Raw genomic sequence first — 22,817 nt, forward strand, 5'->3', positions numbered from 1 at the left:
ACATGACCGAACAGCTGATGGAAGAGGCGGGGAGGATCGAGCCGTGGCTCGGCCGAACCTTTGTATGCGTTTGCGGGGAGACGCACCGCGTGCCGCTCCGCAAAGTGGTGCTGGAGCGCGGGGCGTTAGCTGCGCTGCCGGCCTATGCACAGGAGCGGGGGCTCCGGGAGCTCCTGCTCGTATGCGACCGGCGGACGGCGGAGGCCGCCGGACAGGCGCTGCTGGAGCGCTGCACGGAGGCGCGGCTCCAGGCGAAGCTGTACGTGCTCGCGGATGACGAGCACGGTGAGCTGGCCGCGGACGAGCGGGCCATCGTGCAGCTGCTGTTGCACATGGACGCGTCCGCGCAGGGGCTGGTGGCCGTGGGCGCGGGGACGCTCCACGACATCGTCCGTTTCGCGGCCCACCGGACGGGCCGCGCGTTCCTTAGCGTGCCGACGGCCCCCTCGGTCGACGGCTTCGCTTCCGTCGGGGCGCCGCTGATCGTCGGCGGCTTCAAACAGACGGTTCCGGCCTGCGCGCCGGAAGCGATCTTCGCCGACCTCGAGGTGCTCGCCTCGGCGCCGCGGCCCATGATCGCCGCCGGGTTCGGCGACATGCTGGGCAAATACACCTCGCTCGCCGATTGGGAGCTCGGCCGCTTGCTGCTTGACGAGCCGGTCTGCGAGCTCGCCGCGGAGATGACGCGCCGGGGCCTCGGCCTCTGCGTCGATCATGCCGGAGAGATTGCCGCCGGCAGCGAAGTGGGCCTGCGCCGCCTCATGGAGGGGCTTATTCTCTCCGGCATCTCGATGCTGATCGTCGGGCATTCGCGTCCGGCCTCCGGCGCAGAGCACCATCTGTCCCATTACTGGGAGATGCGGTTCCTGCAGGAGGGCCGCCGGGCGCTGCTCCACGGTGCTAAGGTCGGCGCCGCCGCGGTAATTATGGGCGGTTATTACGCTAGCACGGCCAAGCTCTCACCCGGCGAGGTGCGCACTGCGGTGGAGCGCCGCCTCGCCGACCCGGCCAGTTACGATCCGGCCGCTGCGGTAACCGCGATCCGCGAGGGCTACGGCGGAATCGCCTCTTCCGTGCTCGCCGAGAATGCGGCCGAGCTCGATCCGGTCCGGCGGCGGGCGCAGCTGGAGCTCATCGGCGGGCGCCTCGTCTCGCGCTGGGACGCCGTCCGGGACGTCTGCCGCCGCGTGCCGGAGCCGGAGCGCCTCGCGGCCCTTCTCGCCGCTTCCGGCGGCCGTACCACGCCGGAGCAGCTCGGCATCGGGCCGGGGCTGGTGGAGGACAGCCTCCGCTTCGCGAAATATGTGCGCAGCCGCTATACGATCCTGCGGCTGCAGGAATGGTTCTGACAAGCTTCGACATCAGCTTGGACAAGCGCGGACGAAGGTCCGCGCTTTTTTCGGCGTTCAAGCAAGTTGATGTTCGCCAATTCGAACAAACGGCCGGCTGACTCTGACTTTTGCTAAAGACAACCTGAACTCCGAAAAGGAGTTTTTCTTTTTTGTCTAAAAATTTCGGGCAATTTCCCCCCGCAAACTGCATAGGTATTTAATACACTTCTAAAACAGGAAGTTGATGTGAGAGAAGATGACGTGAGATACCATGACGTTAGCAACCCCATCCCCCGCCTTTTCCAGCAGCGAAGAACCGGCATCCTTGAAGCTGTATGCATCCGATCCAGCATCAGGTTTGGTATGCAGCACCGGCTTAATGATAGGAAGCGCCGGACCGGAAGCGAAGGCCGGACGCTCCGAACGAAGCGGTTCTGCTCGCAATACCCGAGATCACCTTGACGAGGCTGGTTTTGCTTCGCAAAGCCAACGCAAATCCTTACGAAGTCGGTTTTGCTCCGCAAAACCCGGAGGAGGTAACCATGAACCTATTCAAGAAAATCGCCGATTACCGCACGGAGACTGAGAGGCTGGCATGGACCGGAACGTTTGCCGAATACATCGAAAAGCTTCGGGCAACCCCCGGCCTTGCGATGACGGCGCATGCCCGCGTTTATGAGATGATCGCCTCCCACGGAATTGCGGAGGAGAACGGGCGCCGGAAATACAACTTCTTCGAGAAGGAGATTTTCGGGCTGGATCTCGCCATCGAGAAGCTGGTGGAGGAATACTTCCATTCGGCGGCCCGGCGGCTCGACGTGCGCAAGCGGATACTGCTGCTCATGGGTCCGGTCAGCGGCGGCAAATCCACCATCGTGACGATTCTGAAGCGCGGCTTGGAGCAGTTCTCGCGGACGGACCGGGGAGCGGTGTACGCCATTAAAGGCTGCCCGATGCACGAAGAGCCGCTGCACCTGATACCCGTCGAGCTTCGCCCCGAGGTGGAGCAGGAGCTGGGCGTGAAGATCGAAGGGAACCTGTGCCCTTCCTGCCAAATCCGGCTTCGGGAGGAGTACGGCGGCCGGATCGAGGATGTGCTGGTGGAGCGCGTGCTCGTATCCGAGGATAACCGGGTCGGGATCGGGACGTTCAGTCCGTCGGACCCGAAATCCCAGGATATCGCCGACCTGACGGGCAGCATCGACTTTTCCACGATTACGCAGTACGGCTCCGAGTCCGATCCGCGCGCCTACCGGTTCGACGGGGAGCTGAATAAAGCGAACCGGGGATTGATGGAGTTCCAGGAGATGCTGAAGTGCGACGAGAAGTTTCTGTGGAACTTGCTCTCGCTTACCCAGGAAGGCAACTTCAAGGCCGGGCGCTTCGCGCTGATCTCGGCCGACGAGCTGATCATCGCCCATACGAACGAATCGGAGTACAAGTCGTTCATCTCCAACAAGAAGAACGAGGCACTCCAATCGCGGATGATCGTGATGCCGATTCCGTACAACCTGAAGGTGTCCGAGGAGGAGAAGATATACCAGAAGCTGATCAGGCAAAGCGATATGAAGCATGTCCATATCGCTCCGCACAGTTTCCGGGCGGCGGCGATCTTTTCCATCCTGACGAGGCTCAAGGAATCGAAGAAGCAGGGCATGGATCTCGTCAAAAAAATGCGCATGTACGACGGCGAGGAAGTCGAGGGCTACAAGGAAGCCGATCTGAAGGAGATGCAGAGTGAGTACCTGGAGGAAGGCATGACCGGGATCGATCCGCGGTATGTCATCAACCGGATCTCGAGCGCGCTAATCCGCCACGATCTGGAGTTCATCAATGCGCTTGACGTGCTGCGCGCGCTTAAGGACGGTCTCGACCAGCACCCTTCCATCACGAAGGAAGAGCGGGAGCGGTACCTTAATTTTATCTCGATCGCGCGCAAGGAATACGACGAGCTGGCGAAGAAGGAAGTGCAGAAGGCGTTCGTGTACTCCTTCGACGAGTCGGCGAAGACGCTCTTCAACAACTATCTGGACAATATCGAGGCGTACTGCAACTGGTCCAAAATCAAGGATCCGCTGACGGGCGAGGAGATGGATCCGGACGAAAGGCTGATGCGCTCCATCGAGGAGCAGATCGGCATCTCGGAGAACGCAAAGAAGGCGTTCCGCGAGGAAATCCTGATCCGCATGTCCTCGTACTCCCGCAAGGGCAAGCGCTTCGACTACAGCAGCCATGAGCGGCTGCGCGAAGCGATCGAGAAGAAGCTGTTCACCGACCTCAAGGATATCGTGAAAATCACGACGTCCACCAAGACGCCCGACGAAAATCAGCTGAAGCGCATCAATGAAGTTATCAAACGGTTGGTCGAGGAGCACGGCTACACGACGGCTTCCGCTAACGAGCTGCTCCGCTACGTAGGAAGCCTGCTGAACCGTTGATTCATGTCCTTCCTTCAACCTCCGTCTGCGCCCCGAGCCGTCTTCAGGCTCGGTTTTTTGTTTTGCGGCGAGTAATCATCGCTTGCGGAGTCGCACGGCCGAAGCCTGGAATACGTGCGCCTGTTCATCTGCGTCCGGACGGTCTGCCGCTCGACACGTTGAAAACGCCTAAGCCTTCCCTTATGATGGGGTTAACATGGCAGCCCGTGCTAAAAGGAGCAAGACAAGATGGCGAAAATTTTATTGGTTGATGACGACAGCTATATCCGCGAGCTGATGAGGGTATCCCTTCAGGGCGAGGGGTTCACGCTGACGGAAGCGGCGAACGGCAGGGAGGCGCTGGAGCTTCTGGAGCGGGCTCCGGCGGATCTGGTCGTGCTGGATCTCATGATGCCCTTGATGGACGGCTGGGAGCTGTGCCGCGAGCTTCGCCGGCTGTATCCGGATCTGCCCCTCCTCATGGTGACCGCGAAGTCGGAAACGGCGGATAAAGTCAAAGGGTTCCAGCTGGGGACCGACGATTATTTGGTCAAGCCGTTCGATCCGCCGGAGCTGGTTGTCCGGGTCAAAGCGCTGCTCAAGCGCTACCGGATCGCCTCCTCGCAAATTATCCGGCTCGGCGAGATCGAGCTGAACCGTACCAGCTTCGAGGTCCTGCAAGGGACGGAGCGAATGACGATTCCGCTCAAGGAGTTCGAGCTGCTGTTCAAGCTGGCCGCGCACCCGAATCAAATTTTTACGCGGAACCAGCTGATCGAGCAAATCTGGGGGCTGGACTATGCGGGGGACGACCGTACGGTTGACGTGCACATCAAGCGGCTGAGAGAAAGATTCCCTGAAGAAAGCGCCGGGTTCTCGATCCGTACGATCCGGGGGCTCGGTTATAAGCTGGAGGTCACCGGATGATCCGATCCTTATATTCCAGAGTCGTCGTCACCTTTCTCGGCGCCGTGCTGCTGGGTCTGATCGCCGCCTTTTTTGCGGCCAATTATTGGTTTCAGGATCAATTCTCTACGGCGATCCGGGAGGAGATGCATAAGGCGGCGCTGGATCTTACGGAGACTTATGCGCATACGGTGGATATGGACCTGGATGCTTATTTGAAAGGCCGCGCGGCTGTGCACGGGTACGTCATTACGGTATATGATTCAGCGGGAGAAATCAGCGAATACGGAGCTATGCCCGACCGGCACACGCCGGAAATCCCGCCGGAGGCGGCGGCTCTCGTGCTGCAGAATCATTCTTACGACAACAGCCAGCCATCGCCGGACCGCTTGATTCTCGGCTATCCGATCGTATCGAAGGGTAGCCATTATGCGCTTTTCCTACGTCTCGCCTTCATGAAACCGGCTAACGATCTGCGCAGGGTGCTGCTCACGTCGCTTGCGATCGTGCTGTTTACCGGCAGCGTCCTGATCCTGATCGCGGCGCGTTATTTGGTTCAGCCGCTCAAGCTGATGACCCGTGCGACCCAGCGCATCGCGAAGGGCGACTTCAACATTAATTTGAACTGGAAGCAGCGAAAGGACGAGCTTGGAGAGCTGGCCGACAATTTCAGCCACATGGCTTCCGAGCTGAAGCAGATGGAGCGGATGCGGCAGGACTTCGTCTCCAACGTCTCGCATGAAATTCAGTCGCCGCTGACGTCGATCGCCGGCTTCTCGAAGGTGCTGCGGAGCCGGGACATGCCCCCGGACGAGCGCAATCATTACCTTGATATTATCCGGGACGAGACGGAGCGTCTGTCCCGGCTCAGCGAGAACCTGCTCAAGCTCGCATCCCTGGAATCGGAGCATCATCCGTTCCATCCGCATACGTTCGACCTGGACGAGCAGCTGAGGCGGGTGATCGTATCGCTTGAGCCGCAGTGGAGCGCCAAAGAGCTGGAGCTTGATCTGCAGCTGCCTGCCGTCAAGATTGCGGCCGACGAGGACCAGCTGAGCCAGGTATGGATGAATCTGCTCGGCAACGCCATCAAATTCACGCCGGACCAAGGCAAAATATCCGCCTCGCTGAAGCCGCTCACGGACCGGGTCAGAGTAAGCATCCGGGATAACGGCATCGGCATTTCTCCGGAGGATCAGAAACATATCTTCGACCGGTTCTATAAAGCCGACCGTTCCCGGCACAGGGAGGATGGAGGCAACGGACTGGGGCTCGCCATCGTCAAGAAAATCGTCGACCTGCACCACGGTACGATCGAGGTCCGCAGCGAGCCGGGCCAAGGCACCACATTCATCGTAACGCTGCCCAGCATTCCCGCGGAACGGTGAACGGGGGACGGCAATTCTTAACCGATTGGGCCGCCTAATATTTTGAACGATAAGCTCGGCCTATTCATCAAAGATAAGCTCGATCTCAATACGGCACGCCGCTCGGCGGGACGCCGATGATTCAACCCGGTCCATGAGGCCGGGTTTCTTTTTTGTTCAAGGTTCGTTCATGTTCAGTTCATATTGGCGTTGTATTGTATTCCCATCTGATTCAAATGAAAGGGAGTTAGAAAGAGAGATTCGGAAGGAGTGCGGGAATGAACCGACTGACCCAGTTTTCCATGAAGAACGTTTCGGCGCTGATGATTATCATCTTCCTGCTGTTCGGGAGCGGGATCTATTCAGCGAGCCAACTCAAGAAAGAGAATTTCCCCGATATTTCGTTTCCCGTCGTCATGGTGACCACCACCTACTCGGGATCCCCGCAGGATATTATGGAGAACATTACGAAGCCGATCGAAGAAAAGCTCGCCAACGTGGCGGACATCGATTCGCTTACCTCCACCTCCAGCGATAATTTATCCTCCGTGCTGATTCAATTCAAGCAAGGCTCGGATACGGATAAGAAAAAGCAGGATGTCGAGAGCCTGCTTCAGGATGTAAAGCTTCCGAGCTCCGCCAGCAAGCCTAAGGCGGCGACCTTCGGCTTCGCATCGATTCCGGCTTATTACCTTGTTGCATACGCCGACAACGGGATGAGCCAGACCGAGCTCGACAAGCTGTACACGGATAAAATCAAGCCGGGCTTCGAGTCCATCAGCGGACTCGATCATGTGAATGCCATAGGCAACCGCGAAACGACGATGGACATTCAGCTGAATGCCGACGCGCTTAGCGCCTTCGGACTTACGCCGGCGCAGGTAACGGGGGCGATCAGCTCCGCGCTGTCGAAGGGGCCGATCGGAACGGTCGAGCTGAGCGGCAACGATAAGATGGCCCGGGTCATGGGCGATCTGGACAGCTTGTACAATCTGGAGCAAATGGAAATCGGCCTCAGCTCCGGGGGCTCCGTCACGCTGTCCCAGGTGGCGAAGGTATCGGCGATCTCCGATTCAAACTTCAACGCCCGTCTGGACGGCAAGCCGGCGCTCGGCATCCATTTGTTCAAGACGAAGGATGCGAACGCGGTCGATTTCTCCAATGCCGCCGACAAGCTGATGGCGGATTGGAAAACCTCGATGCCGAACGTGACGTTCAAATCGATCTACAACAGCGCCGATGAAGTGAAGGAATCGATCAGCGGCATGCTGCGGGAGGGGATTGCCGGCGCACTGCTCGCTTCCCTGATGATTCTGCTCTTCCTGCGCAACATTCGGATGACCTTGGTCGTCTTGGTTTCCATACCATTGTCCATTCTCATCACGTTGCTCATGCTGAAGCAGCTCAATATTACGCTGAACATCATGACGCTGGGCGGTATGTTTATCGCCGTCGGTCGGGTCGTCGACGACTCGATCGTCGTCATCGAGAACATTTATACGAATCTTGCCCGCGCCCAGGAGCGGAACGAATCGGTCATTGCGCTCGCTACGAAGCAGGTGGCGATGGCCATTACGTCCTCGACGATCGCGACGGTCGGCGTATTCGCGCCGATCGGGATGGTTAGCGGCATGGTGGGCCAAATTTTCCGGCCGTTCGCTATAACGATAGCCTGTGCGCTCCTCGCTTCCCTATTGGTAGCCTTGACCGTCATTCCGATGCTGGCGAAGCTGCTGGTGCTCCGCGGCAAATCGATCAAAGCGCACGACGAGCACGAGACCGGCAAATTTACGGCCTTTTACGAGCGCGTGCTGCAGTGGTCGCTGAAGAACCGGATCAAGACGCTGCTGATCTCCGGGCTGCTCTTCATCGTATCGCTGGCCGTCACGATTCCGAACTTGGCCGTTTCCTTCGTGCCGAACGGCGACACCCCGCGGACGATGTATTACCAGATTAAGCTGCCTTACGAGACTTCGTTCAACGCGACGGACCTCAAAGCGAAAGAACTGGAGCAGATGATGCGGGACACGAAGGACTCGAACGGCGATCCGGTCTTTGATTACGTGGAATCTCTTGTGGGCTATAGCGGCGCTGATGACCGGACGGCTTACGAGATGCAAATATACGTCGAGGTCAACAAGAATGTAAATCCCGACACGGTCAAGACGCAATTCAAGAATGCGCTGCTCGCCGAATTGCCGAAGGGCTCCCAGGTGGATCCGAAAACGCTTGGCGGAGGCGGAGGCGTCTCCACGACGGACTTCTCCTACTCGCTGATCGGGACCGATCAGAAGCAGCTGGAGACCGCGGCGGCGGAGGTTAAAAAGAAGCTGGCGGAATTTCCGGAGCTCAGCGAGATCTCGGACAGTCTGAGCGACGCCAAGACGCAGGTCGATATCGTCGTCGATCAGAAGAAAGCGCGGGCTTACGGGCTTGACGTCGCCACGGTCCGCGACACGGCCCGCAGCTGGGTCGCAAAGCAGGAACTCGGCGATATTAAGCTCGACAACGTCACTTATAAGACGACGGTATCGCTGGCCAAGACGGATAAGGATTCGCTGGAGAAGCTGGGCCGGATGCCGATTCGTACGAGTACGGGAACCGTTTATTTGGACGAAATCGCGAAGCTGACGGAAGTGGAGGCCCCGGCTTCCATTACACGAGATAACCAGAAGCAGGTCGTCAACATCACCTCCAAGATTAACTCCACGGACAAAAGCGGCGTCAGCAAGAAGGTCACGGCGGCGCTCGCTTCCGTCGAGCTGCCGGACGGCGTCGGCCGACAGGTCAAGGGGGTCAGCAAGGATATCAACGAAAGCTTTACCCAGCTGTTTGCGGCCATGGCTGTTGCGGTCGCCATCGTCTACCTTGTCATGGTGCTGGCATTCGGGAATGCGGCTGCGCCGTTCGCCATCCTGTTCTCGCTTCCGCTGGCGGCGATCGGCGGCTTGATCGGACTCCTTGTGACTAGAGAGTCGCTCAACGTCACCTCGATGATCGGCTTCATGATGCTGATCGGGATCGTCGTCACGAACGCGATCGTGCTCGTCGACCGGGCGCAGCAGCTTCGCCATGAAGGCTACACCGTAAGGCACGCGCTCATCGAAGCGGGCCGGGTGCGCCTGCGGCCGATCATTATGACGGCGGGCGCAACCATCGTAGCGCTGGTGCCGCTGGCGCTCGGCTTCACGCACGGCACGCTCATTTCCAAAGGCCTGGCGGTCGTCGTCATCGGCGGTTTGACCACCTCCACCATCTTGACGCTCGTGGTCGTGCCGATCGTTTATGAGCTTATCGAGGGCTTTAAGAACCGCGTATCCGGTTGGATGAACAGAGATAAGAAGCGCAGCGGCGGCAAGCCGACTTCGCTCGAGATGTAACATGGAGGAGGAGCACTGGACTATGACAAAGGTTAGCACGGCGAAATCAAGGAATCGAAAGCACTGCCTCCGGGCGCTGGCGATCGTTGCGGTGGCTGCGGCCATCGCGGCCGGCTGCTCGGCTCCGGGCGGGAAGGGTCAGGCGACGGTCAATATGAACCTGGACAATAAGCCGGTGAAGACGGAGACGATCGCAAAGCACAAGATCAGCGATCCCCGGGAGCAAATCGCCGACGTTGCGGCGATCTCCGCCATGGATATTATGCCTAAGGCGAGCGGGCAAGTGACGCAGGTTATGAAAAAGCGCGGCGATACGGTTCAAGCGGGCGAGGTGTTGTTCCAAATCGACAGCCGGGATGCGGAATCGGCTGCCCGCAAGAGCCAGATTGCCCTGGGCAGCGCTCAGGATTCGCTCGCCAAATCGAGAGAAGACATGGCGAACAGCCGGAAAGATCTGCAAAGCGCCGTCACCCGCGCGCAGGAACAATTGGACAACGCCCAGAAAGACTACAGCAAAGCTCGAAATGATTATGATGACGGCAAAGTGACGCAGCGCCAGGTCGAACAGGCGCAGACCGCTCTGAATAATGCGCAGATGGATTTGCAATCGCAGCAGAACAAGCTGGCGGCCCTGGACAGCACGAATCAACTGGCGGCCCAGGTATCCCAGGTGGAATCGTCGCAGGTCGGCTTGTCGGACGCCCAGCGGGCGCTTGAGAATTACGACGTCAAGGCTCCGGTCAGCGGCGTGCTGACGGATTTCAGCGTCGAGGTCGGCAGCTCCGTCTCGCCAAGCGTCAAAGCGGGGCAGGTGCAGCAGATCGATCCGATCAAGATCAAGGCGGAGCTGACCGAAGCGTCTTACCAGCTCGTGAAGAACAAGCAGCAGCTGACGTACTACACCCCTGACAATCCCGCGAGCAAGGGCACCGCACAGATCAAGTTTCTGGCGAGCGTCATGAGCGCATCGACGAAGACGTATCCGCTGGAGCTCGAGGTGGCGAACGCCGACCAGAAGCTGAAGCCGGGCACGCGCGTGCTGCTGCAGCTGACGACCGAGAGCGAGGAGCAGGTCGTTGCCGTTCCGACGCTCAGCATCGTCCGCGAGGGCGCCGATTCCTACGTGTTCGTGCTTCAAGGCGATACGGTTCAGAAGCGCAAGATTACGCTTGGACGACTTAGCGATACGTATCAGGAGGTGCTCAGCGGGGTAAAAGAGGGTGAGCAGCTCGTTACGTCCGGGCAGCATCAGCTAAAGGACGGACAGAAGGTAGAAGTCGCCAAGCCGGCCCCGGCCGGCGGAGCTGCCAACCCGGCAGCCGAGCCGTCAAAAAAATAATATCCGAGAGAGTTGGAGGAACGATCGATGAATAAATCTTGGAAATCCGCCATGACCGCCGTATTGATCGGTACGACGCTGATCCAAATCGGCATTCCGGCCGCACTGGCCGCCGATGCCCCGAGTGCCGCCGTTGCGGCCCCAAGCAACTATGGCCTTACCGATACGATCCGGGCCGCCGTCAAGAGCCTTGCCGTCGAATCGACGACAAGCGGCACGCGCATCGCGGCTACCGTCCGTTTGTATAACGGCGGCACCCAGAAGACCCGCATCCCGGATCACGAGCTTCGCGTCCGTTCCACGGACGGCAACGAATATACGCTTACCCCGAGCTCAACCAACAAGGGCGCGCTGCAGCCGAACGAAATCGGCGAGCTGGTCTATATGGCCGTCATCGACAGCGGAACGCCGATCACGATTAATCAGCTGTCCTTCGTTAATGTGGACGAATACGTGTATCCGAAGAAAGAAACCTACCTTCTGAGCATCCCAATCGACAAGCAGGTGTGGTATGCTTCCGCCGGCAGCGCGGAGAAGAATGCGGAGCCGAAAGCGTGGGGCGATGCCTTTACGATTCCCGGTCTGAACTCCGGCTTGCGTTATACGCCGGTCTCCGTCGACATTCAGTATGCCACGGCTGGTTCATCTTCGGCAGTTTCGGGTGCCGGCGCCGCGTCAGCGGGAATGTCCGGCTCCGCCGCGCCGGCTGCCGGAGCCTCCGGCCCAGCGGGCCGGGTGGCGCTCGTGACGCTGCTCGTGGACAATCCGGGCGTGGGCCGCGAAACGCTGCCGGAGTTCCGTGTAGACGGGCAAGCCGCCGAGAAGACTTACACCGGGAAGCGTACTGAACAGAGCCCGGTCACGGTGGATGTGGGCGAGAAGAAATACATTCATTTCGCCATTCCGATCGACAACAACGTAAACCTTTCTTCTTTGATCGTTACAACGACGGAAGCCTTCGTTCAAGCCGGAGCACAAGGCACGGCGCCGGTCAGCACCAGCTTCGACGTCGGCCGCTTGCGCATCGAAGTGCCTGCGGGCGGTAAGGCGGATCCGGCTCAGGCCGTCCCTTATACGCTGGGCACCTCGATTGCCTTCGATCCGCTGAATAAACTGATGGACGCGAATACGGACGTATCCTTGATGGAAATGCACATCCACGACAACGGCGATGCCGGGTATAAAACGGTGGTAGGCAAATTCAAGCTGACGAACAAGAATACGATGCCGATTCCGCTGCCGTCCTTCCAGGCCGAGCTGGTCGGAGCCGGAGGCATGTCGTACGCGGGCACCCGCCAAACGAATATCGCAAGCACGCTGAATCCGGGTATGGCGTATGTGCTGAATTATTCATTCAACGTGCCGAAGTCCGAAACCGGCGAGCAGCTCGTCATGAAGCTGCTCGATACGCAGACTTCCGCTCCGTACAGCAGTACGATCGCAGCCGTGCAGACAGCCGCTCTCGACCCGGCCGGAAACGACCAGGCGTTCGCAATGTATCCGTTCGAGGTGAAGCTGAACGATTGGTCAATGTCCACCTCAACAAGCGGGATGGGGTCTTCGATGATCTACAATTACAAATTGTCGGTTAACCTGGACATTAAGCAATCCGACGACGTCATTGTGGACTCGACGTTCTCCAAGCTCCATTGGGAGCTGCTCGATACGGCGGGACACACCGTCGGAACAGCGGATTCGGATTTCACCGGCGCGAACAAGCTGATCAACGGAAAGCAGACGATCACCTTCAACGCCAAGTCCGAGCAGCTGGATTATCCGTTGACGATCAACGTGTACGAGGCCTTCGATACGCCGAGCGGCCAGGCGAAGCGTTATATTACGACCTTGAAGCAATAATCGAATATCGTGGTACGGCATCTCTCTCCGCCTTGGGCGGGGAGAGCAGGCTGTAGAGAAACCCATGAAATTGAAAAATTGCTTTGGTACTCCGGTGGGGTATCCCCCTCCGGCCGCTGTTGTTCTCGGAAAATTTTGAATTTATTCGCTATGCAGCGGTCATTTTCCGATAACAAAGGCGGACGCTATCGCTCCTACGGGGGATACCCCACCTGCCACCTTTTGCATTTTTCCGTATATCAGGTTTCTCGTCAATCCGATCTCTCTCCGCCTTGAGCGGGGAGAGATTTTTTTTGCCGTTAGCCCGCCGGTTCCTTTGCCGTGCAGGGCTGCCTTTTCCTTCATCTCCCTCCTTTTCCTCTCCCTACCCTCACGCCTAAATGCCGATTCAGTGAGCTCTCAGGTTTCTTTCAGTTTGGGTTCATGCCCATTTCATGCAGCCCCTTTAAAGTATAGCCATAGAGATCAGAACAGGAGGAAACGATTCATGAAAACCAAGCTGGAATGGAAAACGCACGGACACTATGCGGCGCTGGCCCTGATTCTGCTGCTGTCTGCGGTGCTGAACCTATATAACATTTCTATGGCGGGGTACGGCAATACGTACTATGCGTCCGCCGTCAAAAGCATGCTGCAAAGCTGGCATAACTTCTTCTATGCTTCTTACGACCCGGGAGGGTTCATTACGGTGGATAAGCCGCCGGTCGCCTTGTGGGTGCAGACGCTTAGCGCTTCCTTATTCGGCTACAAGGGCTGGGCGTTGATTATGCCGCAGGCCCTGGCTTCCGTCGTTTCCGCCGCACTTCTGTACAATATCACGGCTAAAATATTCGGCCGTACGGCAGGCCTGCTGTCCGCGCTCCTGCTCGCGGTTACGCCGGTGCTCGTGGCTGTCTCCCGCACGAATAACATGGACAGCATTCTGGTGATGGTGCTGATGCTCGCGACCTGGTTCATCTTCAAGGGTGCGGAGCAGGGCCGGCTGCGCTGGCTCATCGTCTCGGCCGTGCTGGTAGGCGTCGGGTTCAATATCAAGATGCTGCAGGCGTTCATGGTGCTGCCGGCCTTTTATTTGCTCTACTGGCTTGCTCCTAAACTGACGTATCGTAAAAAGCTGATGCATCTCGCCGTCACCACGGTTATTCTGGCTATCGTGTCTTTGTCCTGGGCCGTCATCGTCGATTCGGTACCGCAGGACCAGCGCCCTTATATCGGCAGCAGCACGAAAAACTCCGTGCTCCAGCTGATGATCGGGTACAACGGAATTCAGCGCTTCGAAGGCATGAACCGCCAGGGCGGCGGGATGGCAAGCGACCGGACGGACGATGGAAGCAGGAATCGATCGGATCGGACGCAGATGCAGGGAACCGGGACGAGCGGTGACGCGGGCGGCAGCTTGCCGCAGTCCGTTCAGGGAACGGGAAGCGCCGGAGATACTGGCGGGCAGCTGCAGCCTCCGGCAGGAATGACGGGTCAAGGCGGCACCGCTCCGGGGATGGGCGGACCTGCGGGCGGAGGCCCCGGCGGCTTCGGAGGCGGCGGTCCGGGAGGTGTAGGCGAGACGGGCACGAAGGGGCCTTTGCGATTGTTCAATGCGAACCTCTCCGGACAAATCTCCTGGCTGCTGCCGCTAGCCATCGCCGGAGCCGCGGCTTTGCTCTGGGGCGCACGGTTCCGTCCGCTCGGAGCGCTTACCGGCCGTCAGCGGACCGCGCTCTTCTGGGTCGTTTGGCTCGCGCCGATGATGTTCTTCTTCAGCTATGCCGGCTTCTTTCACCGGTATTACCTGATTATGCTCGCCCCGGGAATCGCCGCGCTGAGCGGCGCCGGCCTTGTGAAGATGTGGCACGATTTCCGCAGCGGCGAGTCCAAGGTCAAGGCGGCGCTGCTTCCGATCGGATTCGCGGCGACGGCCGCCTTCGATATTAGCATCGCTTGGCGTTATGCGGAGCTGCAGAACAGTCTGGCCTTGACGATCGCGTTGCTCGCCTTCCTGTCGCTGGCGTCCCTCGTCCTGCTCAGGAAGCGGCAGGGTACGCGGGGCAAGCTGTTCGGCCCTGCCGCAATCACGGCGGGACTGGCCGCCCTGCTGCTCGCTCCCGGCTTCTGGTCGCTCACGCCGGCCTTATACGGCGGCAACAATACAATTCCGTATGCAGGACCGGATTTGAACAATATCCGCGGCGGCGGTAAGGTTGCGGGACGCGGGCCGGGGATGGGCGGACCCGGCGGGGGCGGACCGGAGAGCACGGTGAATCAGGAGCTGGTTGCCTACCTGGTATCGCACTATAACAAAGACGTCCAAGGGGCTTATCTTGTCGTCACGAATAGCTCCATGTCGGCTTCGCCGCTTATTATGGAGACCGGATTGCCGGTAATGGCGACCGGGGGCTTCTCCGGTACGGACCCGGCCATTACCGCGGACCAATTGGCGAAGCTGGCCAAAGAAGGGAAAGTGAAATATTTCCTGGTATCGTCCATGGGCCCCGGCGGAGGCGGCGGCACCGGCAGCCAGCAGAGCGTCAACGAGTGGATTCTGCAGCATGCGAAGGAGGTTCCTTCCGAGGAATGGCGGGGGGCACAGGTGACTGCCGCATCCGTATCCGCCGACGGATCGGCTTCGGGCGACCCGATGCGCAGGATGGACCGGATGACGAAGCTGTATGTCTATCAAGGAGAATAGAACGGGAGGGAGTACGATGTGGAATCCGATTCAATATTCGGTTGTAGTGCCGGTCTATAACGAGGAGCCGGTGCTGCGGGAAACGTACCGCCGGTTAACGGAGGTGATGCGGCGGACGGGAGAGCGCTATGAGCTCCTGTTCGTCAACGACGGGAGCCGTGACCGCTCCGCCGCGATCCTCGGAGAGCTGTGCGCAGGAGATCCGGCCGTCAAGGCGATTCACTTCTCCCGCAACTTCGGGCACCAGATTGCGATTACCGCGGGGATGGATCATGCCGCTGGACACGCCGTCGTCGTCATCGATGCCGACCTCCAGGATCCTCCGGAGCTGATCGAGGCCATGATCGGGAAGTGGAAAGAAGGGTATGACGTGGTCTATGCGAAGCGAACCGAGCGCAAGGGGGAGACGCGTTTCAAACGGTGGTCGGCCCACTTGTTCTACCGGACTCTGCGGGCGCTGACGGATGTCGACATCCCCGCCGACACCGGCGATTTCCGGTTGATCGACCGCAAGGTGTGCGACGCCATGAAGACGATTCGCGAGAAGAACCGCTTCATCCGCGGGCTGGTCAGCTGGCTCGGGTTCAAGCAGACGAGCGTGGAATATTCCAGGGACGAGCGGTGGGCGGGAGAGACGAAATACCCGCTGGGGAAGATGCTCAAGCTGTCCGCGGACGCGCTCACCTCGTTTTCCCACAAGCCGCTCAAGCTGGCGACTTACATCGGGTTTGCGCTGTCCGGCGGAAGCTTCCTGGCTCTCTTGATCACGGTATATCTCAAGCTGTTCATGGCCAGCACGATCGCGGGCTGGGCTTCGATCATCTGTCTGAGCCTTTTGTTCAACGGCGTCATCCTACTCATTCTCGGCATTATCGGCGAATACATCGGCCGCATCTATGACGAGTCCAAAGACCGTCCGCTTTATTTGATCGGAGCCCGGGAAGGGTTCGCGAAGGAACGGCTGCCGGTACGGGAGGCGATGGGAACGCCGGGAGGACAAAGAGAAGGGCTTCCGGCATTCGACGCGGATAGCGGGCAAGATAGAGGCTGGTCCCATGCGTAAGTGCGGCGGATTCAAGCAACTGGTGCGCTTTGGCGTAACCGGCGCGGTCAACACGTTGATCGACTTGCTCGTTTTTGCGACGCTGGCTCAAGGGTTTGGCTGGAATACACTTCTCTCGCAGGTTCTCTCTTATATCAGCGGTACGGCGAACAGCTTCATGCTGAACAAGTATTGGACCTTCGAGCTGGCCGGTAAGCCGGCTCTGCCGGAGGCGGGCAAGTTTGCGGCGGTGAACGTGCTGTCCTTGAGCGTATCCTCGTTCGTCCTGTACGGCTGCAACCGGCAGCTGGGATGGGAGGTGATGGCCTCCAAGCTGGCGGCGACGGGATGCGCGCTGGCTGTGAACTTCGCCGGCAGTCGGTTCTGGGTTTTCCGGACGAATCATTCTATCGAAAGCGGTGATGTCCATGACGCGGTCCATTCGTAAAGCGATCATACCGGCCGCCGGGCTCGGAACCCGGTTCCTGCCGGCGACCAAAGCGCAGCCGAAGGAAATGCTGCCGATCGCGGGGAAGCCCGCGATTCAATATATTGTCGAGGAGGCCGTCGCCTCGGGGATCGAGAGCATTCTCATCATCACCGGACGCGGCAAGCGGGCGATGGAGGATCATTTCGACAAGTCGTTCGAGCTGGAGGTCATGCTGGAGGAGCGGGGCAAGACAGAGCAGCTGGAAGCCGTGCGGCGCATATCGAACCTGGCGGACATCCATTACATCCGGCAAAAAGAAGCGCTGGGTCTTGGACATGCCGTGCTGCAGGCAAAGGCCTTCGTGGGCGACGAGCCGTTCGCGGTGCTGCTGGGCGACGACCTTGTACACGGGAGCAAGCCGTGCCTCGGCAGTATGCTCGAGCTCTATGCGATGAAGCCCGCATCGATCGCGGCCGTTCAGCAGGTGCCTTGGGAGGAAGTGAGCAAATACGGCATCGCCGCGCCGGTGAGGGGAGCGCTGAATACCGCCTCCTCCATGCCGCCGTATGTGACGTTGGAGGATCTGGTAGAGAAGCCGAGCCCGCAGGAAGCGCCGTCGAATCTGGCGATCATCGGACGTTACGTGCTGGAGCCGGACATCTTCGCGGCGCTGGAGAAGCTGGAACCCGGCGCCGGCGGCGAGATTCAGCTGACGGATGCGCTGAGCGTCCTGAACCGGGAGAAGCCGATGCTGGCGTTTCCGATTCAAGGGGAGCGCTACGACGTGGGGGATAAGCTCGGCTACCTGCGGGCCAACATCGAATACGCCCTGCGCGATCCGTCGCTGAAGGAAGGGCTTGAGGCTTACCTGCGCTCGCTGTTACCTGCGACGCCGGTTTTCCCGGCCGTGAAGCGATTCCGCAGACAGTCCACTTAAGAATAGCGAAGCCCGGCTCCTCCGCCGCTGCGGGGGAGCCAGGCTTCGCTATCGTTCAACCCGCAGTCCAATCGTCAATGACCATCAGGGCGGCTCCGGTGACCACCGCCTCCTCGCTGAGCGAGCCTTGGCTGAAGACGACCTGATATTGCGGGTAATAATAGGTCCGTTGGATGGCCACCCGGGTAGCCGTGTGGAAAAAGCCCGGATGGCTGCCGATCAGCGAGCCGCCCAGAATGACCTTCTCCGGATGCAATATGTTCAGCAGGTTCGCTAACCCGATGCCGAAGTAAGTGGCGGCCTGAGTGAATAGCTCCACAGTCAGCGGATCGTTATCGCGAAGCGCCTGCAGCAGGTGGCTGAACTGAAGGTTCTCCGGCTCGGGCTCCAACCGGAGCAGCATACTGTCCCGTCCCTGCTTGAGCCGCGCTTTGGCTTGAAGCTCGAGCGCGTGGATGGAAGCGTACGCCTCGAGCGAGCCGTAGTTGCCCTCGTTCCAGAGCCGGGGGCCGTCGGTTTGGATGATCATTTGGCCGATCGAGCCTTCCATATCCACCGCTCCGTATACGAGCTTGCCGCTGGACATCATGGCCGACCGGAGGCCTACCCCGACATGAACGTACAGCAGATGGCGGTAGTCCCTGCCCCGGTCCGTCCAGCTCTCTCCGACCAGCGCCGCATTCGCTCCGTTGTCGAGCAGCACGGGGAATCCGAGCCAGTTCTCCAACTCTCGCTTCACCCCTACGTGATGCCAGCCGGCCGCTTGGAAATAATGCGGATCGAGAATCGTTCCCGTGCTCCGGTCGAGCGGGCCTACGGCACCGATGCCCAAGCCGAGCACCTGGGAAGCATCCAGTCTGCGGCGGGACAGCATGCCCTGCGCCGCTTCGGCGATTTCCGCGAGCAGCACGTCCGGCGTCCGGTTCTCGCTCATGACCCATGTATGGTTCTCAAGCGGGGTCATCTGCAGATCGAAGAGGCTGAGCTTGGAGGCAAGCCGGGAAATATCCAGACCGAACACATAGGCGAAATCCGGTTCGATCTGATACAGGATCGGCCGGCGCCCGCCGGTCGATTCCCCCAGCCCGGCTTCGCGGATGAGCCCCGCCGCGGTCAGCTCCTCCAGCGTCCGCGTCAGGGTGCTTCCGGTCATGCCGCTTTTTTCCAGCAGGTCGATCTTGGAAACCGTCCCCTGCCTGCGGATCCATTCATAAATTTCTTTATGCTTGCGGCTGACAAGCCGTGCAGAGGCCGTTTCGCGGTTCATTCTGTTCCCCCACTCTCTCATTTGAAACGTATTATACTATAACGGTTGGAAAAATGCGCTATTCGCCCGAAGTCGCGATGAGCGGTCAGGGGATGCGCCGGCACGTGTGAATCTGGTAAAATAGAACTTGGTTTTTTGTTCATGAACAAGCCGGAGAGGACGATAGCGCGATGAGCGAGTGGTATACAAAAAGTTTCGGCCGTGATTATTTGCTGGTGTACAAGCATCGGGATCTGCAGGGAGCGTACGAGGAAGTGCGCACCATGATGGAATGGCTCGAGCTGCCGGAGGGCGCCGAGGTGCTCGATTTGTGCTGCGGCATGGGTCGGCATTCGATGGCTTTGACGCGGTTCGGCTTCAAGGTGACGGGCGTGGACCTGTCCGAGGTGCTGCTGACGGAAGCGCGCCGTCAGGATACGGAGCGGGAGGTTCGTTGGGTGCAGGGCGACATGAGGCAGGTGCCGCTGACGGATTCCTTCGATGCGGTAGTGAACTTGTTCACCTCGTTCGGCTACTTCGATAACGAAGCCGACAACGAACGTGTGATTCGCGAGATTCACCGGCTGGCGAGGCCGGGAGGCCGGTTTATCATCGATTTTCTGAATCCGGGTGAGGTCGTTCGGAGTCTGGTGCCTTATTCGGAGCGGCAGGAGGGGGATATCCGGATTGAAGAGCGCCGGCGGATCGAAGACGGCTTCGTGCGCAAAACGATTGTGCTCACCGAAGCCGGCGAGAACGGCGAGCGCACCTATGAGGAGCAGATCCGCCTGATTGGCCGAGAGCGGTTCGAAGCGATGCTGCGAATCGCCGGGCTGCAGGTGGACGACGTATTCGGAGGCTACGACGCTTCCCCTTACGAGTCCGGCAGCTCGAAGCGGATGATTTTCGTTGGACGGAGGAACGATTAGATGGACGGTAAAGCTCCCCTGCACCCTTCCGTAACGCGGCATGAGGAAGTGCTTCAAGTGAAGGTGCCGCTCCCGTTTCCGCTGCGCTGGGTGAACAGCTACCTGCTGCGGGGCAAGGACGGGTGGACGCTGATCGACCCCGGCCTGCGGACGGACGCGGCCGAGGCGCTGTGGGACGAAGCGCTCGCCGCGTGCGGCATCGCCGCCGGCGACATTGCGCGCATCGTGCTGACCCACCACCATCCGGACCATTACGGTCTGGCCGGGTGGTTCCAGATGCGCAGCGGCGCCCCCGTCCTGCTGTCGGCGGACGGGCTGGAGCAGGCCCGCCGGCTGTGGGGCGGCGGGCAGCCGATGACGGAACAGTTGCTGGCGCTGTTCCGGGAGCACGGCCTGCCTGCGGAGCTCGCCCTTCCGATGCGGGAGCATATGGACGGCTTCGTGCCGTCCGTGTCCCCGCAGCCGGAGGTGACGCCGCTTGCCGCAGGCGAAACGGTGCGCCTCGGCGACGACGTCTACGAGGCGATTGCGACGCCCGGCCATGCCGCCGGGCACCTGTGCCTGTACCGGGCGGAGACGGAGACGATGTTTTGCGGCGACCACGTGCTGCCGCAAATTTCGCCGAACGTCGGCTACCTGCCCGGAGGCATCGACGAGAACCCGCTCGCGAGCTATCTCGAGAGCCTGCAGCGAATCAGCCGCTATGCGGTGAAGCGGGCTTTCCCCGGCCACCGCGAGCCGTTCGGCCATCTGACGCAGCGTGCGCTCGAGCTTATCCGCCATCACGACGAGCGGCTTGAGGCCATGCGCAGCCTGCTGGATTCGCCGCTAACGGCTTACGAGGTATGCCGTCTTGCCTTCGGTGAGCGGCTCACGCTTCATCAGCTCCGGTTCGCGCTCTCGGAGACGCTGGCGCACTTGATCTGGCTGCGGGAGGCGGGGAAGGTTCAGGCAGAGGCGGACGAAGACGGTATCCAGCGCTTCTCGCGACTGTAGATCATCAGACCAATACATCCCTTTTCGCGGGTTTCCGGGCGAAAAGGGTTTTTGCATCCGCGTCCGAACCGCCACCCCGGTCGGGACGAGATAGTAAGGCCGGCGGATGCGGCGGCAAGTGAATATTTACCCGCCAAATGGGAAATAGTAGACCATCTGGAAGCTCAGCTTGCTGAGCTATGAAGGATCGGCCGGTCCGGTACACGCGCTTCCTCACGGCCGCTCCGAAAGGAGGAAGAGCACTTGCCATCGCATCACTCAAACTCCGCGGCATGCATCCGCCCGCTCTTGTCTGTGGTGCTGCTTGCAGCGGCGCTGGCCGGCTGCGCGGGAGGCGGGAGCGACGTCCGGCCATATGCCGCAGATGCGCCGCTCCTCGCCGCCGGCGTGGACGAAGGACCCGGCGGTCTGCGGGTCAGCACGCTTCATAGCCGCGAAGCAGGCCGGCTTCAGGCCTACAGCTCCGGAGGGGAGCTTCGCGCCCGAAGCTTCGCTTCCTTCTCCGACGCCGCCTGGACTTGGCAGCGGCAGGAGCCGCCCCAGCTGCTGGTCATCGGCGAGGCCTGGGTGCGCGAACACGGCTTCCCGGCCTCGTGGGCGCGGCAGCTGTACCGCGCCGGGCTAAGCCGGGGCGGCTGGCCCCAGGTCGCCGTCGTGCAGGGCACGGCGGAGCGGTTCCTGGGCACGCCGGACGGTCCGTCCAAAGGCTATTGCCTTCTGCAGCAGGCCGGGGGCGGCAAGGATCCGTTTCGCGGAGGGAGCCTTGCTTACGAGGAAGATCTCGTTTTGCCTTATCTTTCCTTGCAGCCGACGGTTGCTTCACCCGGAGCCGTTCTTTTTAAGAAACAACAGCTCGCCGGCTTCCTGACTCCCCGTCAGCGCGAGCTGCTGTCTTGTCTGCAGGGTACAGGTGAGCCTATGCAACTCGCCTTGCAAGAATCCGCGGGACCGGTAATGACTCAGGCGGTCTGCAGGACGCGGATCAGCGGCAACGGGGATTTGAAGCATCCGGTGCTGCGCATGCGCCTTGCCGTGGCGGAGCACGAGACGCATCGCGTCCCTGGGGCGGATGCATCCGTATGGGCTGGGAAGCTTCGCCGGGACAGCCTGGATCTGCTTCGCCTGCTGCAGGAGAAGCAGACCGATCCGCTGCACCTCAGCGAAGCGATTCGCCCGCTGTACCGGGGCTTATGGACGCCGGACCGCTGGCGGGAGGCGTTTGCCCGGGCGGACATCCGGCTTGACGTACATGTACAATTTACTGGAGGTGCGACACCTTGAAAACTTGGAAATGGACCATAGCCATGCTCGCGGCGGTCAGCTTGCTCACCGCCTGCACGAAAAACCAGACGGCAGCGCCTTCGCCGCAGACACCCCCTGCGCAAGGACAAACGGGCGGAGCCGCCGCTCCGGGCGGCACGACCGGCGGAACGACAGGGGGGGCGGCAGGAGGCGCCCCAGGCAAAGCACCGGCTGCCAACGTGAAGCTGGTGCCGGTAACATATGCCGATGCGGAGAAGCAAATGGTGACCTCCACGGCCAAAACGGCGGGCCTCAAGACGGTGTACTTGCCTCAGCAGCTCACATCCGGAGACAAGCTGAATCAGGTGGGACTCTCCGGCGGGGTCATGACTCTGGAGTTTCTGAAGCTGTCGATGCAGGAGTCGGCCAAAGAAATCGTGCCTGCCGGCAAGGCCGAGTCGGAGACGCCCGTGAAGCTGAGCGTCGGGGACGGCAAGTGGGTGACGGTCGGCGGTCAATCGACACTGTACGTAAAGACCGCGGATACCTATGTGGCGATCACTCCGTCCAAAAATGTTTCGAAGGATGAGACCCAGGCCGTCGCCGAGACGCTGAAGCCCGTGCAATAGCCGAAAAGGCTTGTATTTCAGCGGCCGGTACCCATTTTTCGCATAAATAGGTATCTCCCTTATCCCCCAATTGGTCCTTTCCGCAT

17 protein-coding genes are annotated in these 22,817 nt (G+C 60.1%); 15 read left to right on the forward strand and 2 right to left on the reverse strand.

All coding sequences use genetic code 11. The features are described from left to right. Window positions 1–2 precede the first annotated feature (2 nt). Entirely contained in the window at window positions 3–1,349 is a 1,347-nt protein-coding gene (locus tag O9H85_RS12795; RefSeq protein ID WP_269881776.1) for a sn-glycerol-1-phosphate dehydrogenase, read from the forward strand. A 210-nt stretch (window positions 1,350–1,559) separates the two neighbouring features. Here the strand turns inward: O9H85_RS12795 and O9H85_RS12800 are convergent, their stop codons facing one another. Continuing rightward, complete coding sequence (locus tag O9H85_RS12800; protein WP_269881777.1) at window positions 1,560–1,775, reverse strand: hypothetical protein; 216 nt, start codon at window positions 1,773–1,775, stop codon at window positions 1,560–1,562. A gap of 98 nt (window positions 1,776–1,873) precedes the next feature. On the opposite strand from O9H85_RS12800, the gene O9H85_RS12805 reads away from it, so the two are divergent. The 10 genes from O9H85_RS12805 (at window position 1,874) to galU (ending at window position 17,689) form a co-directional block, all read left to right on the forward strand. Next, window positions 1,874–3,769 carry a PrkA family serine protein kinase gene (locus O9H85_RS12805; protein ID WP_269881778.1) on the forward strand — a complete coding sequence of 632 codons (1,896 nt, stop codon included), beginning with the start codon at window positions 1,874–1,876 and terminating at the stop codon, window positions 3,767–3,769. Window positions 3,770–3,997: 228 nt separating this feature from the next. Then, entirely contained in the window at window positions 3,998–4,675 is a 678-nt protein-coding gene (locus O9H85_RS12810; RefSeq protein WP_269881779.1) for a response regulator transcription factor, read from the forward strand. Beyond that, on the forward strand, window positions 4,672–6,042 hold the full coding sequence (locus tag O9H85_RS12815; RefSeq protein ID WP_269881780.1) for a sensor histidine kinase: 1,371 nt from the start codon (window positions 4,672–4,674) through the stop codon (window positions 6,040–6,042). The genes O9H85_RS12810 and O9H85_RS12815 overlap by 4 nt, the downstream gene beginning before the upstream one ends. Window positions 6,043–6,299: 257 nt before the next feature. Then, a complete protein-coding gene (locus tag O9H85_RS12820) occupies window positions 6,300–9,401 on the forward strand; it encodes an efflux RND transporter permease subunit (protein WP_269881781.1) in 3,102 nt (1,033 codons plus the stop codon). A 22-nt stretch (window positions 9,402–9,423) separates the two neighbouring features. After that, window positions 9,424–10,740, forward strand: coding sequence for an efflux RND transporter periplasmic adaptor subunit (locus O9H85_RS12825; protein ID WP_269881782.1), 1,317 nt, complete (start codon window positions 9,424–9,426; stop codon window positions 10,738–10,740). A gap of 27 nt (window positions 10,741–10,767) precedes the next feature. Beyond that, complete coding sequence (locus tag O9H85_RS12830) at window positions 10,768–12,597, forward strand: hypothetical protein (RefSeq protein WP_269881783.1); 1,830 nt, start codon at window positions 10,768–10,770, stop codon at window positions 12,595–12,597. 487 nt (window positions 12,598–13,084) lie between these two features. Further along, the gene (locus O9H85_RS12835) at window positions 13,085–15,280 is read left to right on the forward strand and encodes a glycosyltransferase family 39 protein (protein WP_269881784.1); all 2,196 of its coding nucleotides are present in this window, start codon (window positions 13,085–13,087) and stop codon (window positions 15,278–15,280) included. A 16-nt stretch (window positions 15,281–15,296) separates the two neighbouring features. Further along, a complete protein-coding gene (locus O9H85_RS12840; RefSeq protein WP_269881785.1) occupies window positions 15,297–16,343 on the forward strand; it encodes a glycosyltransferase family 2 protein in 1,047 nt (348 codons plus the stop codon). Beyond that, a complete protein-coding gene (locus tag O9H85_RS12845) occupies window positions 16,336–16,770 on the forward strand; it encodes a GtrA family protein (RefSeq protein ID WP_269881786.1) in 435 nt (144 codons plus the stop codon). The genes O9H85_RS12840 and O9H85_RS12845 overlap by 8 nt, the downstream gene beginning before the upstream one ends. Continuing rightward, entirely contained in the window at window positions 16,751–17,689 is a 939-nt protein-coding gene (gene galU, locus O9H85_RS12850; protein WP_269881787.1) for a UTP--glucose-1-phosphate uridylyltransferase GalU, read from the forward strand. Before O9H85_RS12845 ends, galU begins: the two co-directional genes overlap by 20 nt. A 55-nt stretch (window positions 17,690–17,744) precedes the next feature. On the opposite strand, the gene O9H85_RS12855 is transcribed toward galU, so the two are convergent. Then, window positions 17,745–18,956 (reverse strand): ROK family transcriptional regulator, encoded by a 1,212-nt coding sequence (locus O9H85_RS12855; RefSeq protein ID WP_269881788.1) that lies wholly within the window; start codon window positions 18,954–18,956, stop codon window positions 17,745–17,747. Window positions 18,957–19,126: 170 nt separating this feature from the next. On the opposite strand from O9H85_RS12855, the gene O9H85_RS12860 reads away from it, so the two are divergent. The 4 genes from O9H85_RS12860 (at window position 19,127) to O9H85_RS12875 (ending at window position 22,731) form a co-directional block, all read left to right on the forward strand. Further along, entirely contained in the window at window positions 19,127–19,864 is a 738-nt protein-coding gene (locus tag O9H85_RS12860) for a class I SAM-dependent methyltransferase (protein ID WP_269881790.1), read from the forward strand. Then, window positions 19,865–20,860, forward strand: a complete 996-nt coding sequence (locus O9H85_RS12865) for an MBL fold metallo-hydrolase (RefSeq protein ID WP_269881791.1) — start codon at window positions 19,865–19,867, stop codon at window positions 20,858–20,860. A 243-nt stretch (window positions 20,861–21,103) separates the two neighbouring features. Then, the gene (locus O9H85_RS12870; RefSeq protein WP_269881792.1) at window positions 21,104–22,141 is read left to right on the forward strand and encodes a hypothetical protein; all 1,038 of its coding nucleotides are present in this window, start codon (window positions 21,104–21,106) and stop codon (window positions 22,139–22,141) included. Then, complete coding sequence (locus O9H85_RS12875) at window positions 22,138–22,731, forward strand: hypothetical protein (protein ID WP_269881794.1); 594 nt, start codon at window positions 22,138–22,140, stop codon at window positions 22,729–22,731. The genes O9H85_RS12870 and O9H85_RS12875 overlap by 4 nt, the downstream gene beginning before the upstream one ends. Window positions 22,732–22,817 lie beyond the last annotated feature (86 nt).

The organism is Paenibacillus gyeongsangnamensis, assembly GCF_027533625.1.
Classification (GTDB): domain Bacteria; phylum Bacillota; class Bacilli; order Paenibacillales; family NBRC-103111; genus Paenibacillus_G; species Paenibacillus_G gyeongsangnamensis.